Here is a 13,680-nt window from a genome sequence, read left to right on the forward strand (position 1 = left end):
CGACGGACCAGTGTGGGAGAACTCGAGATGTCCAGGCCGATGCAAGTCCTGGCAGTTTCCTGCGCCGCACTCGTCGCCGCGATAACGGTTCTCTTCTCGGGCTGCAGCGTCCCCGAGGACTCGGCCGTCAGCGGCACCCCGAGCACGAGCGAATCACCATTTCCCGATACCGAGGTCGTCGACGACCTCGACCTCGACTCCCGCATCCCCGAAGCACTCCGTTCCTCCGTCGAACGCGGCGCCGACGTGGACTTCGCGTTGTTGGATCGCGTGACCGGAGAATACTTCGCCGCCGGTGACACCGAACAGATCGAGACGGCGTCGGTGTCGAAGCTCTTCATCGCGGACGACGTACTGAAGGGCGCGGAACTGGCAGGCGTACCGGTCGACGCCGACGACCTGGAGGCGATGACGACGATGCTCGAGTCGTCGGACGACAACGCCGCGAACACCCTCTGGTACAAGTACGGCGCGGGTGACATCGTCACGCGCATCGCGCAGCGATACGGGCTGACCGCAACGGCGCCGCCGTGGGACGGCCAGTGGTGGAACACGACGACGACGGCCGCCGAACTCGTGCGCTACTACTCTGCGGTGCTCGACGGGTCCGGTGGGCTGTCCCCCGCGTCGACCTCGCTCATGATCGGCCTTCTCCGCGAGTCGACTCCCGTGGCCACCGACGGTTATCACCAGCATTTCGGCATCGTGGACGGACTTCCCGGTGAGCCGGTGCACGCCATCAAGCAGGGGTGGATGTGTTGCATCGCGGATCGCTGGCTGCATCTGTCCACCGGCACCGTGGGCGTCGACAACCGCTTCGTGGTGGCCATGATCTCGCGGGAAGAGATCCACTACGAGGACGACATGGATCACTACCCCGATACCGCCGTGGTGGACGTGACCGACGACAGCAGCGCTCAGCATGCGCGTGACACACTCACCGGGTTCGTGACGATGTTGTTCCCGGACGGGAAGCTCGACTGACCGGGCTTCTACAGGTCGGACTGCCCGTCCGAATCGGCGAGCAGGTCCGGTCGTCGTTCCCGCGTCCGGGCAAAGGACTGCTCGCGCCTCCACGCCGCGATTCTGGCGTGGTCACCGGAGAGCAGAACGTCGGGGACGTCGTGCCCTCTCCACGTCACCGGTCGCGTGTAGCTCGGCCCTTCCAACAACCCGTCGGAGAACGAATCCTCCTGATGGGATTGTTGGTTTCCGAGTACGCCCGGCATCAGTCTCACGACGGCTTCGCTCATGACGAGCACGGCGGCTTCACCGCCGATGAGCACGTAATCGCCGATGCTCACTTCCTCGACGCGTGCACGCGTCGAGGCTTCGTCGAATACCCGTTGGTCGATACCCTCGTAACGTCCGCACGCGAACACCAGATGCTGTTCCCGAGACCATCTTTCGGCTGTGCGCTGCGTGAACGGCACCCCGGCAGGGGTGGGAACGACCAGAAGAGACTCCGGCGTCAGAACGTCGTCGAGCGCATCACCCCACACCGTGGGCTTCATGACCATTCCCGGTCCACCGCCGTACGGAGAATCGTCGACGGCCTTGTGCACGTCGTGGGTCCAGGCGCGCAGATCGTGCACGTCGACGGACACGAGACCCTTGTCGATTGCCTTGCCCAGCAACGCTGTTCGAAGCGGCTCCAGATACTCCGGGAAGATGGTCACCACGGAGAGGCGCATCACGGCTCCGGATCCAGCAAACCCTCGGGTGGATCGATCACGACACCGTCGGTCAGCGATACGGACGTGACGATCGCCGCGACGAACGGGACCAGAATCTCGGCGCGGGATCCGTCGGCCGGTGAGATCGACAGCAGCTCTCCCGCGGCGGAGTGGAGCACTTCCTTCACCGTCCCGACCTCGGTGCCGTCGACGTGGCGGACCGACAGGCCTTCCAGTTCGTGGTCGTAGAATTCGTCCGGATCGTCGGACGGGGGCAGGTCGTCCGACTCGACGAAGAACAGGGTGCCGCGAAGGGCATCGGCGGCCGTCCGGTCCGCTATGCCCTTCAAGCGCAGCAGAAGCCGCCCGGAGTGTTCCCGGGCGGCTTCCACTGTGTAGGACATCGTGTCGGTTCGGTTACGTGGTGCACGTCCGCGAAGCTCCGAGCCGACGGCGAAGCGGGCATCGGGATCGTCGGTGCGAACCTCGACGACCAGCTCCCCTTTGACGCCGTGCGACTTCGCCACACGACCGACTACGAGTTCCATCGTCGGTTCTTATTGATCGGTGTCGACGACGTCGACGCGGATTCCGCGTCCGCCGATACCGGAGACGAGCGTGCGCAGCGCGGTGGCCGTGCGGCCGCCGCGTCCGATCACCTTGCCGAGATCGTCGGGATGCACGTGCACCTCGACGGTGCGCCCGCGGCGTCCGGTGATCAGCTCGACGCGTACGTCGTCAGGATTGGCGACGATGCCGCGAACGAGATGTTCGACGGCATCGGCGACAACTGCACTCACTTCTCAGCAGCCTCGGCGGCCGGCGCGTCTGCCGTCTCGGTGGCAGCGGCGTCGTCGGCCTTTGCAGCGTCGTCGGCCTTGGGGGCCTTCTTCTTCTTGGCCGTGGTTGCGTCACCGAGCGGCTCGGCGTCGGCCTGAGCGAGTGCTGCGTTGAACAGGTCCAGCTTGGACGGCTTGGGCTCTGCGACGCGCAGGGTGCCCTCGGCGCCGGGGAGGCCCTTGAACTTCTGCCAGTCACCGGTGATCTTCAGCAGAGCCTCGACGGGCTCGGTCGGCAGAGCGCCGACGCCCAGCCAGTACTGTGCGCGCTCGGAGTCGATGTCGATGATGCTGGGGTCCTGCTTGGGCTCGTACTTGCCGATGGTCTCGATCGCACGGCCGTTGCGGCGGGTGCGAGAGTCGGCGATGACGACGCGGTAGTGCGGGGTGCGGATCTTGCCGATACGCATGAGCTTGATCTTGACAGCCATGAAGGTGAAGCCTCTTTCGTTGTGGTCACGGCGCAATTCAGCGGTGCGCACGGACTGCGCACCCGGTTTTGCGTTGATGGGGGTGTTGTGACCGCCGTACGGTACGTAACCGGTGACGGGCGAACAGCGTCTTATTGTGCCAGACGCACCCCGATGTCGGTTAATCGGTGTCAAGCGACGAGCAGAATCGCCAGCGCAGGGAGCGCATTGTTGGTCGAGTGGGCGATCGTCGACGACATCACCGAGCCGGATCTCATGCGTGCGATACCGATGGCCAGGCCTCCCCACACGAGAATCACGAGCCGCCATCCCTCCCGGTGCCAGAGCGCGAACGCAACAGCGGTGACGACGAGAATCACCCACTTGTTTCCCAGCCACGCACCCCGCATCGGGGGTACACGCCGTTCGAGAGCGCCCCAGGCCATGCCGCGAAACATCACCTCCTCACAGAACGGTGCACCGAGCCAGATCCACAGAGCCAGAACGATTTTCCACGTCGGCGACAACACCCCGAGCCCGGCGAGGGGCACCTGGTCCCCCAGGTCCGTCTGCGACAGTACGACCAAGGCCAGCACGATCGCGCCCGCCAACGCTGCAAGACCCCAGATCAGACCCGTTCTGAGTTGGTTGCCGAACTCCGTCGCGGAGGTGGGAAGGCCGAAGTCGACGACGGGCCCGTTGCCGCGCCTCCAGCTGATCGCGAGCGACAACGTCAGGGCAGCCAGGCTCGGAAGCATGATCGCCAACACGTAGACGCCCGGCACGTCGGTGTCGAACACCAGGGGCGCGAGAAGGAAGCCCGCGAGGTTGACGAGCAGTACCGTCGACGCCGCCGGGATTCCCCACCGACCACGCGGCCGTCGGCGCGCGGCGGCCTCCTCGGCTCGCCAGTACGAGGCAGAACCGGAACTGTCGTGGTGCACCGCATTCATCGGTGCCATTCCCGTCCAGCTGGGCTCGCCGGACCGGTCGGGGCCGGTGCGCGGGTCGGGTCCGTAGGGTGATGTCACGCTGGGCGCTTGGTCGGAATTCCGCGCAATACGATCACGTCGGGCGAGGACAGTACATCCGGCCCGGTTCGTGGGTCCTCGGAGTACACGAGCAGATCGGCCGGCGCCCCGTGCTCGAGACCGGCTTGGCCGAGCCAGGTCCGCGCGTTCCAACTGGCAGCGCCGAGTGCGTCGGTGGGAGACATCCCGATACGGGTGAGTGCATGGACCTCGTCGGCGATCCGGCCGTGCCGAATCGATCCGCCTGCGTCGGTGCCCGCGAAGATGGGCACACCCGCGTCGTGCGCGCGACCCACCGTGTCCGCGACGCGTGAATGCAGGTCGCGCATGTGGCGTGCGTACACCGGATACTTCGTCGCGGAATCGGCGATCGACGGGAAGGTCTCGATGTTGACGAGTGTCGGTACCAGTGCGGTCCCGTGCTCGACCATCATGTCCACGGTCTCGTCGGTCAGCCCGGTACCGTGCTCGATGCAGTCGATGCCCGCACCGATCAACCCGGGCAGCGCATCCTCACCGAACACGTGCGCGGTGACGCGTGCACCCTCCTCGTGGGCGGCGTCGATCGCTGCCTTCAAGATCTGTTCGTCCCACAGCGGGCGCAGATCCCCGACACTGCGGTCGATCCAGTCCCCCACGAGCTTGACCCAACCGTCCCCGAATCGGGCTTGCTGACGGACGGCGTCGGGTAACTGCGATTCGTCCTCGATGTCCACCGCCAGACCGGGGATGTACCGCTTCGGCGACGCTATGTGCCGTCCCGCCCGAATGATTCGCGGCAGGTCCTCGTAGTCGTCGAGGACACGCGTGTCCACCGGTGATCCGGCGTCGCGCAACAGCAGAGCCCCCACGTCACGTTCGGTGCGGGCCTGCTCGATCGACCCCGCCAGATCCTCGTGGCCGCCGCCGTACTTGATGCCGACGTGGCAGTGCGCGTCGACCAGCCCGGGAAGGATCCAACCGTCGTCCGCAAGCGTGTCGGCTCCCGCGACGGGCTCCGACGACACCGCGCCGTCGACTATCCAGATCTCGACGAGGCTCTCGGACGGAAGTGCCCGTCCTCGTACCCGATACGCGGCCACGGCCGATCTACTTCTTCGGCAGCTTCAGCTGTGACAGGTCGATGCCTTCGAGTCCCGGAGGAAGCTGGTCGAGCCCTTTGGGCATGGACGACAGGTCCGGCATGCCCGCAGGCATACCTCCGGGCATGCCCGGGAAGCCGCCGCGGATCTTGGGCTGAGTCGGCCCCCGACCGCCCTTCTTGCCTTTCTTGCCCTTCTTGTTCCTGACCTGCTTGCGCGCGCCCGGCATGCCCATCCGGCCTGCCATGGCGGACATCATCTTTCGAGCTTCGAAGAAACGATCGACGAGTTGGTTGACGTCGGAGACCTTCACGCCCGAGCCGTTGGCGATACGCAGACGACGTGACGCGTTGATGATCTTGGGGTCGGTGCGCTCCTGCGGCGTCATGCCGCGAATGATTGCCTGCACTCGATCCAACTGCTTCTCGTCGACGTTGGCCAGTTCTTTCATCTGGCCGGCGCCGGGCAGCATGCCCAGGAGATTGCCGATGGGGCCCATCTTGCGAACGGCCATCATCTGTTCGAGGAAGTCGTCGAGCGTGAGCTGGCCGGAGCCGATCTTGTTGGCCGTGGCCTCGGCCTGCTCGGCGTCGAAATGCTGCTCGGCCTGCTCGATCAGGCTGAGTACGTCACCCATACCGAGGATGCGGCTGGCCATGCGGTCGGGGTGGAAGACGTCGAAGTCCTCGAGCTTCTCACCGGTCGACGCGAACATGATGGGCTCGCCGGTCACCTCGCGGACGCTCAGTGCCGCGCCGCCGCGTGCGTCGCCGTCGAGCTTGGTCAGTACGACACCGGTGAATCCGACGCCGTCCCGGAAGGCCTGCGCGGTGCTGACCGCGTCCTGGCCGACCATCGCGTCGAGGACGAACAGTGTTTCGTCCGGCTGAACCGCGTCGCGAATACCCGCGGCCTGGTTCATCAGGTCGGTGTCGATACCTAGGCGGCCTGCGGTGTCGACGATGACGATGTCGAATTGTTTGGCGCGAGCCTCGGCGACGCCTGCGCGTGCGACCTCGACGGGATCGGCTGCCGAGATGCCGAGCGCGTTCTCCCCGCCGCCGATGGACGTTCCCGGGTGGGGCGCGAACACCGTTGCGCCTGCCCGTTCACCGACGATCTGCAGCTGGCTGACCGCGCCCGGGCGCTGGAGGTCACACGCGACGAGCAAGGGTGTGTGCCCCTGGTCCTTCAGCCACCTGGCCAGCTTGCCCGCCAGCGTGGTCTTACCCGATCCCTGAAGACCGGCGAGCATGATCACCGTCGGCGGGGTCTTCGCGAACTGCAGGCGGCGGGTCTCGCCTCCGAGGATCCCGACGAGTTCCTCGTTGACGATCTTGACGACCTGCTGCGCGGGGTTGAGAGCACCCGAGACCTCCGCGCCCTTGGCGCGCGTCTTGATGCGGGTGATGAACTCGCGGACGACGGGCAGAGCCACGTCGGCCTCGAGCAACGCGAGCCGGATCTCACGGGCCGTGGCGTCGATGTCGGCACCGGAGAGCCGCCCCTTGCCCCGCAGGTCCTTGAGGGTTCCGGTCAACCTGTCGGAAAGGGATTCGAACACCGATTGCACTCCTGAGCCGATAGCGAGTATTAGCCGACAGCGGGTCGAGCCTGCCGCCCCGCCACGTACGTCGCACCCAGCCTAGCGCCCGCGGCGCTGAGGCGTGGACAGCGCGTGCTCGGTCAAGCGTTGCGCGCGGTGTCGTTCCACGTCACGGACACTCCCCGCGTGGCCAGCCAGACGGACGGATCGGTCTTGATCCCGGACGCGTCGTGCACCTCGAAGTGAAGGTGCGGGCCGGTGGACTGGCCGCGATTTCCGACCGTCGCGATCTGCTGACCTGCGGCGACCTGCTGCCCTTCGGCGACCTCGTAGGTGTCCACGTGGCCGTAGACCGTCTCGGTCCCGTCGGCGTGCAGCACTTTGACCCACAGGCCGAAACCGGACGCAGGTCCCGCGGCCGTCACCACTCCGTCGGCGGCTGCGAGTACCGGCGTGCCGATCGGGGCAGCGATGTCGATCCCGCCGTGGTGCGTACCCCAGCGCTGACCGAACGTGGAGGTCAACACTCCGGACACCGGCTGCACTGCTTTGTCCTTGAGAGGTGCAAGCCCCTGCAGCAGATCCTGCGCCGCGGCACCGACATCGGGAAGACCCAGTGCGGGCAGATCAGAGGTGTCCGGGATCTCGACACCCGGCGGCAACTGGAAGCCCTCCGGAATCAGGTTCTCCGGCAATTGAACTCCGGCGGGCAACTCGAAGCCCGCGGGAAGCAGATTCTGCGGAATTCCGAAGGGTTGACTCGCCGCGGGGGCGTCGGGCAGCGGAGCCGGAGCCGCCGTGGCGGTCCCGGTTCCCAGTTGCGCCGCACCGGCGACGATCGCACCTGTTGCGGCGACGATGGTCGCCGTCTTGATTCCCGAATCCTTCGAATCGTCCTGAGCTCTGTGACGCCCGCGTGGTGTCGTCGAATCTGTCGTGGTCGGAACATAAATGTTCGACCGCCGGTGGGCTCCCACAGTCAGTACCTCATCAGTCGTCGGCGAGGCATGGAAAAACGCCCCGAGCAGGGCTGTTTCGCATGCATTGCGCTCTCGTTCACAAGTTGTTCCTGTGGCGAGAAACGTAACAAAACGATCTCGCCCGCAGACACCGTAACCGAATCTTTATGAAAACTCACAAGCGCAGTCGGAACGGCGCGTCGATCGGTACGCCGGGTCAGGTTCCTTCCGGCTTTTCCGGAGGTTTCGGTGGTTCCGGAGCGGGGACCACCGCGAGCAGCGCTCGCTCGATGTCCTCCCTCGTCGCCCGCGTGTCGGTTCCCGACAGATCGATGCAGAACGCATCGACGACGGACGTACCGAGCGTGGCCACCCGCGCCCATCTCACGTCCGCGCCCAGCTTCTCCAACGCAGTCGCAAGACGGCACAGCAGCCCGAGCCTGTCCTCGGCTCTGAGCTCGAGCACCACCTGCCCCGAGTCCGACCCGTCGAACCACAGCACCCGCGGAGGCGCTTGCGCGTACACGACAGGAACTGCCGAGTCGTCCTCCGGCTCGGTCGACTCCCCGGCCCGATCGTCCAGCGGAATCGGCTGAGCGTCCCGTTCCTTGGCATCGAGCAACGCGATCAGGTCCAGTTCACCCGCCTGGGCACGAATGATCTCCTGACGCAGCAGCCCAGCTTGAGGCGGCGTCCCGAACAGCGGCGCGACGGCGAACGAATTGACCGCCGAACCGTCGTGACTGCCCAGCGACGCCGACAGCACGCGCAACGAGTGCAGCGCGAGCACACCGGCAGCGTCGGACAGCAGACCCGGTGTGTCCGGAGCGACGACGGTCACGACATAGGTGTGCATACCGTCGGTCGGCTGCAGATCGACGTGTACGCCGCCCTTCTCCGCCAGAGCGATGTGCGCGGGATCGAGCGGGTCGGGCGTCGGCAGGCTTTCGCCCGCCATCACCATGCGGCATCGGCGCACGAGTTCCCGGATCAACGACGCCTTCCAGTCACCCCATACTCCGGGCCCGGTCGCGAGGGAATCGGCTTCGGCGAGTGCATGCAGCAGTTCCAGCAGAACCGTGTCCGCACCGAGAGTGTTCACGACGGTCTCCACCGTCGCCGGGTCGTCGAGGTCGCGGCGGGTCGCGGTCTCCGGAAGGAGAAGGTGATAGCGAACCATTGCACTGAGCAATGCGACGTCCGACGGCCACAGCCCCAGCCTGTTTCCGATCTGCGTGGCGAGTTCCGCGCCGACCACACTGTGGTCTCCCCCGCGTCCCTTTCCGATGTCGTGGATCAAAGCGCCGAGCACCAGAAGATCCGGGCGAGCCACCCGTGTCGTCAGAGCACTTGCGTACGCGGCGGTTTCGACGAGGTGCCGATCCACCGTCCAGGTGTGCACGGCGTCGCGGGGCGGAAGATCCCGCACCGCACCCCATTCGGGAATCAACCGACCCCACAACCCTGTTCGGTCAAGCGCTTCGATCGCGGCAATGGCGCGACGTCCGGAACCGAGCAGAACGAGCAAGTCGTTGAACGCTTCCTTCGGCCACGGCTCGCGCAGTTCGGGGGCGCTGTCGGACAATCGATTGAGCGTCGACGCCGACATCGGCATCCCCGTCTGCGCCGACGCGGCGGCCACTCGCGTGATCAGTCCGGGATCCTTCCCCGGACGTGCATCGCGCGCGAGCACCACTTCACCTGCATGCTCGACGACTCCCTCGTCCAGCGGGCGACGGACCGGTGCGCGGCGCAGCCGCGAGAGCCCGCGTCGTGGAAGGGAGTTCCCCGCAGTACGCAAACCCACGTCCACGGAATAGCTGATGGTTCGGGCCGAGTCGCTGAGAACGCGCGCGAGATCGAATCGATCGCCGATACGCAACGCGGCACCGATCTCGTCGGCGTCCTGTGCCCGCAGTTGATCGCGCGCTCGACCGGCGACACGGTGAAGTTCGGTGCGGACATCGAGAAGTCGACCGTGCGCGAAGGCCAGTCCGCCGCCGGGAGACGACGGGCCGAGACCGGGCATACCGTCGGTCAGTTGCGCGATGGCGAGGGCGTCGAGGAGCTGGACGTCGCGGAGCCCGCCCCGGCCACTCTTGAGATCAGGTTCGGCGCGGTGGGCGATTTCACCGCTTCTGGACCACCGCGAGGAGGTCTGAGTGATGAGTTCGTCGAAGCGCGACCGTATTCCGGTACGCCACTCCCTACGTACCCCGCCGATCAGCAAATTGCTCAGTTCCACGTCACCGGCGATGTGACGAGCTTCGAGCATCCCGAGCGCCGCGGTCATGTCCGTCGCGGCGACCTGCAGTGCCTGCGGCACCGTCCGCACGCTGTGGTCGAGCTTGATGTGCGCGTCCCACAGCGGATACCAGAGTTTGTCGGCGACCTCGGCGACGATCTCGGGGCTCATGTCGTCGTGCAGCAGAATCAGGTCGAGATCGGAGTACGGAAGCAGTTCGCGCCGCGCGAGGCCACCGACAGCCACGATCGCGAATCCCGAATCGGGTTTGATTCCCAGCTCGGATCCCTTGGTGGTGAGCCAGAACTCGTGTAGATCGACGAGGGCTTGCCGCAGCGAGGGCGCGTCGAGTCGACGGTTGCGTGCCCCGCCGTCGAGCAGCTGTTTCCTGGCGCGCGCGAGGTCGGCGGCCGCGCCGGACCTGTCGTTCGACGCCGAGCCCTTCGGTGTGGAGCCCTTCGAGACCGACGGCCCCGATCCCCCGGCGTGAGCCGAGGAATCGAGGCCGCCTGTCCGAGACCCGTGTGGGTCAGAGCGCATCGGCGCCACGTTCTCCGGTACGCACTCGGATGACCGAGTCGACCGGCGAGACCCATACCTTGCCGTCGCCGATCTTGCCGGTGCGAGCGGCTTCGACGATGACCTCGACGACCTTCTCGACCGCCGCGTCGTCGACGACGACCTCGACGCGCACCTTCGGAACGAAGTCCACGGAGTACTCGGCGCCGCGGTAGACCTCGGTGTGGCCCTTCTGGCGCCCGTATCCCTGAACTTCACTGACCGTCATGCCAAGCACGCCGGCCTGTTCGAGGCCCGTCTTGACGTCCTCCAGCGTGAACGGTTTGACGATTGCCGTGATCAGCTTCATTGTTCTGCTTCCCTTCACAAGCTCTTGATGTGCCCGGTTGCATGCGGAGCGAGGGTTCTCGCTCTTATCTCTACCTTGTCAGGCGAAGTCGTACGCGGTCTCGGCGTGTTCTGCCTCGTCGATTCCGTTGGCTTCTTCCTCGTCGGACACACGCCACCCGAGCGGCTTGAGAGCAAAGGCGATGACCGCGGTGACGATGGCGGTGAAGATGAGTGCGAACAGCGCGATCACGATCTGCACGACGAGCTGCTTGTAGTCACCACCGTAGAACAGGCCGGTCTCGGAACCGAGGAAGCCGATCGCGATGGTGCCCCAGAGGCCGGCAACGAGGTGCACGCCGACGACGTCGAGCGAGTCGTCGTAACCGAACTTGAACTTCAGGCCGACAGCAAGTGCGGAGAGGACACCTGCGATGACGCCGAGGATCATCGAGCCGACAGGCGTGAGTGCTCCCGCGGCGGGGGTGATGGCCACGAGGCCTGCGACGATGCCCGACGCGGCACCGAGGCTGGTGGCGTGTCCGTCGCGGATGCGCTCGGTGATGAGCCAGCCTGCGATGGCGGCCGCGGTGGCGGCAGTGGTGTTGACCCAGGCGAGTCCGGCTGCGCCGTCGGCAGCGAAGGCGGAACCGGCGTTGAAGCCGAACCAACCGAACCACAGGAGTGCCGCACCGAGCATGACGAACGGGAGGTTGTGCGGCCGGAAGGCGATCTTGCCGAAGCCGATGCGCTTGCCGATGATGAGGGCCAGGACGAGGCCTGCGATGCCGGCGTTGATGTGAACGACCGTGCCTCCGGCGAAGTCGATCGGCGCGACCGAGGCAACCAGTCCGCCTTCTCCGTCGTCGGTGGTGCCGAAGATCTTCGCGGCGAGCCCGTCCTCGGAGCCCGAGAGCAGTCCGCCACCCCACACCATGTGTGCGAGCGGGAAGTACGCGAGGGTGACCCAGATACCTGCGAATGCGAGCCACGTTCCGTACTTGACGCGGCCTGCGATGGAGCCGGAGATCAGGGCGACGGTGATGATCGCGAAGGTGACCTGGAATGCAACATCGATGATGTTGGCGTATCCCCACGCTCCGGCGATGAAGTTACCGTCGGCGTCGGTGATGGAATCCTTGAGACCGAAGAACTCGAAGGGGTTGGCGAACAGGCCGCCGATGTCCTCGGTTCCGTACGACATCGACCATCCCCACAGGAAGTAGATGATCGCGACGACGGTCATCGACCCGAACGACATCATCATCATGTTCAGGACGGATTTCTGCTGCGACATTCCGCCGTAGAAGAACGCCAGGCCCGGCGTCATCAGCAGCACCAGTGATGCTGCGATCAGCATCCAAGCGGCGTTGCCGGAGTTGGCCAATACATCCTCGGGACTCACGTACACCCTCCATTTCTCCTGCGCTACCGGTCGGTGCGCCGTCAAGAACAAAGAGTGGTTTTAAGAAGTTTCATCGATGACACTCTGGTGTTTCGCTCATGTGAACGCATGGGCGAAATCTGTTGCCAATACGTTTCGTCCAGGCCATTCGTATTTTTCGCAATCCCGCGCTCACCCGATTTCGGACGGCGTGAGCCCTCACGCGGTCCGAAATCAGGGGGCGGAATCAGCCGAGCAACGCGTCGACGAATGCCTCCGGCTCGAAGGGCGCGAGATCGTCCGCACCCTCGCCGAGACCGACGAGTTTCACGGGCACACCGAGCTCACGTTGCACCTGGAAGACGATGCCGCCCTTCGCCGTACCGTCGAGCTTGGTGAGCGCGACGCCGGTGATGTTCACCACTTCTGCGAACACCCGGGCCTGGGTCAACCCGTTCTGGCCGACGGTGGCGTCGAGCACGAGGAGCACGTCGTCGACCCGCGCGCGCTTCTCGATCACGCGCTTCACCTTGCCGAGCTCGTCCATCAACCCGGACTTGGTGTGCAACCGACCCGCCGTGTCGACCACGACGACGTCCACGCCCTGCTCGATACCCTTGGTCACGGCATCGAACGCGACTGCGGCCGGATCAGCGCCTTCCTTGCCCCGCACGACGTCGGCACCGACTCGCTCGGCCCAAGTCTGCAACTGGTCCGCAGCGGCAGCACGGAACGTGTCCGCCGCGCCGAGCAGAACTCGACGACCGTCCGCCACCAGCACGCGCGCAAGCTTGCCCGTCGTGGTCGTCTTACCGGTGCCGTTCACTCCGACCACCAACAGAACCGCAGGGGTTCCTTCGTGTGGCAGGGCCTTGATGGAGCGATCGAGCTCGGGGCGCAGCTGAGACACCAGAATCTCCTTCAGCAACGCCCGCGCGTCGGCCTCGGTTCTGATGCTCCTCGCTGCCATCTGCTGCCGCAGTGCCGTCATGATTTCCTGCGTCGTGGTCGATCCGAGGTCCGCGATCAGCAGCGTGTCCTCGACCTCTTCCCACGAGTCCTCGTCCAGGTCTCCACCGCCGAGCAGGCCCAACAGGCTCTTGCCCACGGCGGACTGCGACCGTGACAACCGGCCGCGAAGTCGATCGAGCCGCCCGTCGGTGGGCGCGATGTCGTCGAGGACTCGGCCGGCCGGCTCGGGCTCCGGTGTCGGCTGGGTCTCCGGTGCCGGCTCAGGCTCCGGTGTCGGCTGGGGCTCCGGTGCCGGCTCGGGCTCCGGTGTCGGCTGGGTCTCCGGTGCCGGCTCAGGCTCGGGTGCCGGCTCAGGCTCGGGAGTCGGCTCAGGCTCGGGAGTCGGCTCCGGCGTCGGCAGTGGCTCGGGTGACGGCTCGACGACTGGTTCGGGCCTGACGACGGGCTCGGGTCTGACGACGGGCTCGGGCTCGGCGGTTGCGGTGCCCTGGCTGAAGGAGAATCCACCGCCCGCCTTGTACCCACCGGAACGGTCTTTCTGCTCCTCGATCGTCGGGGTGTCGGACGACTTCAACGAGACACGGCGCCGACGGGACAGCACCAGCCCGGTGACGAGTGCGACGACAAGGACGGCCAGAACGGCCGCGAGGATGATCCACGCTTGGCTACTCACGTGTCCATCTTGTCAGG

The 13,680-nt window shown here is 66.0% G+C and carries 13 protein-coding genes; 1 reads left to right on the forward strand and 12 read right to left on the reverse strand.

All coding sequences use genetic code 11. The features are described from left to right. Positions 1 to 27: 27 nt before the first annotated feature. Positions 28 to 984, forward strand: coding sequence for a serine hydrolase (locus tag CH290_RS13570; RefSeq protein ID WP_230621008.1), 957 nt, complete (start codon positions 28 to 30; stop codon positions 982 to 984). Positions 985 to 992: 8 nt separating this feature from the next. Here CH290_RS13570 and trmD read toward each other — a convergent pair whose 3' ends face one another. From trmD to ftsY, 12 genes are all read right to left on the reverse strand, one after another. Beyond that, the gene (gene trmD / locus CH290_RS13575) at positions 993 to 1,694 is read right to left on the reverse strand and encodes a tRNA (guanosine(37)-N1)-methyltransferase TrmD (RefSeq protein WP_033189583.1); all 702 of its coding nucleotides are present in this window, start codon (positions 1,692 to 1,694) and stop codon (positions 993 to 995) included. Continuing rightward, on the reverse strand, positions 1,694 to 2,224 hold the full coding sequence (gene rimM / locus CH290_RS13580) for a ribosome maturation factor RimM (protein ID WP_019664262.1): 531 nt from the start codon (positions 2,222 to 2,224) through the stop codon (positions 1,694 to 1,696). The genes trmD and rimM overlap by 1 nt, the downstream gene beginning before the upstream one ends. A gap of 9 nt (positions 2,225 to 2,233) precedes the next feature. Then, positions 2,234 to 2,476: an RNA-binding protein gene (locus CH290_RS13585; protein ID WP_003939023.1), complete on the reverse strand. Its 243-nt coding sequence runs from the start codon at positions 2,474 to 2,476 to the stop codon at positions 2,234 to 2,236. Next, positions 2,473 to 2,946 carry a 30S ribosomal protein S16 gene (gene rpsP / locus CH290_RS13590; RefSeq protein ID WP_019664263.1) on the reverse strand — a complete coding sequence of 158 codons (474 nt, stop codon included), beginning with the start codon at positions 2,944 to 2,946 and terminating at the stop codon, positions 2,473 to 2,475. Before rpsP ends, CH290_RS13585 begins: the two co-directional genes overlap by 4 nt. Positions 2,947 to 3,116: 170 nt before the next feature. Continuing rightward, entirely contained in the window at positions 3,117 to 3,956 is an 840-nt protein-coding gene (locus CH290_RS13595) for a CPBP family intramembrane glutamic endopeptidase (protein WP_020110315.1), read from the reverse strand. After that, positions 3,953 to 5,038 (reverse strand): amidohydrolase family protein, encoded by a 1,086-nt coding sequence (locus CH290_RS13600; RefSeq protein ID WP_020110316.1) that lies wholly within the window; start codon positions 5,036 to 5,038, stop codon positions 3,953 to 3,955. Before CH290_RS13600 ends, CH290_RS13595 begins: the two co-directional genes overlap by 4 nt. A 7-nt stretch (positions 5,039 to 5,045) precedes the next feature. Continuing rightward, a complete protein-coding gene (gene ffh / locus CH290_RS13605; RefSeq protein ID WP_026347641.1) occupies positions 5,046 to 6,602 on the reverse strand; it encodes a signal recognition particle protein in 1,557 nt (518 codons plus the stop codon). A gap of 122 nt (positions 6,603 to 6,724) precedes the next feature. Then, complete coding sequence (locus CH290_RS13610; RefSeq protein WP_019664267.1) at positions 6,725 to 7,561, reverse strand: M23 family metallopeptidase; 837 nt, start codon at positions 7,559 to 7,561, stop codon at positions 6,725 to 6,727. A 199-nt stretch (positions 7,562 to 7,760) separates the two neighbouring features. Next, positions 7,761 to 10,328, reverse strand: coding sequence for a [protein-PII] uridylyltransferase (locus CH290_RS13615; RefSeq protein ID WP_026347642.1), 2,568 nt, complete (start codon positions 10,326 to 10,328; stop codon positions 7,761 to 7,763). Beyond that, a complete protein-coding gene (locus CH290_RS13620) occupies positions 10,318 to 10,656 on the reverse strand; it encodes a P-II family nitrogen regulator (protein ID WP_019664269.1) in 339 nt (112 codons plus the stop codon). Before CH290_RS13620 ends, CH290_RS13615 begins: the two co-directional genes overlap by 11 nt. Positions 10,657 to 10,734: 78 nt before the next feature. Then, complete coding sequence (locus CH290_RS13625; protein WP_170947592.1) at positions 10,735 to 11,994, reverse strand: ammonium transporter; 1,260 nt, start codon at positions 11,992 to 11,994, stop codon at positions 10,735 to 10,737. Positions 11,995 to 12,265: 271 nt separating this feature from the next. Next, complete coding sequence (gene ftsY, locus CH290_RS13630; protein WP_033189582.1) at positions 12,266 to 13,663, reverse strand: signal recognition particle-docking protein FtsY; 1,398 nt, start codon at positions 13,661 to 13,663, stop codon at positions 12,266 to 12,268. Between the last annotated feature and the right edge of the window lie 17 nt (positions 13,664 to 13,680).

It is taken from the genome of Rhodococcus sp. 06-156-4, assembly GCF_002259345.1.
Lineage (GTDB): Bacteria > Actinomycetota > Actinomycetes > Mycobacteriales > Mycobacteriaceae > Rhodococcoides > Rhodococcoides fascians_E.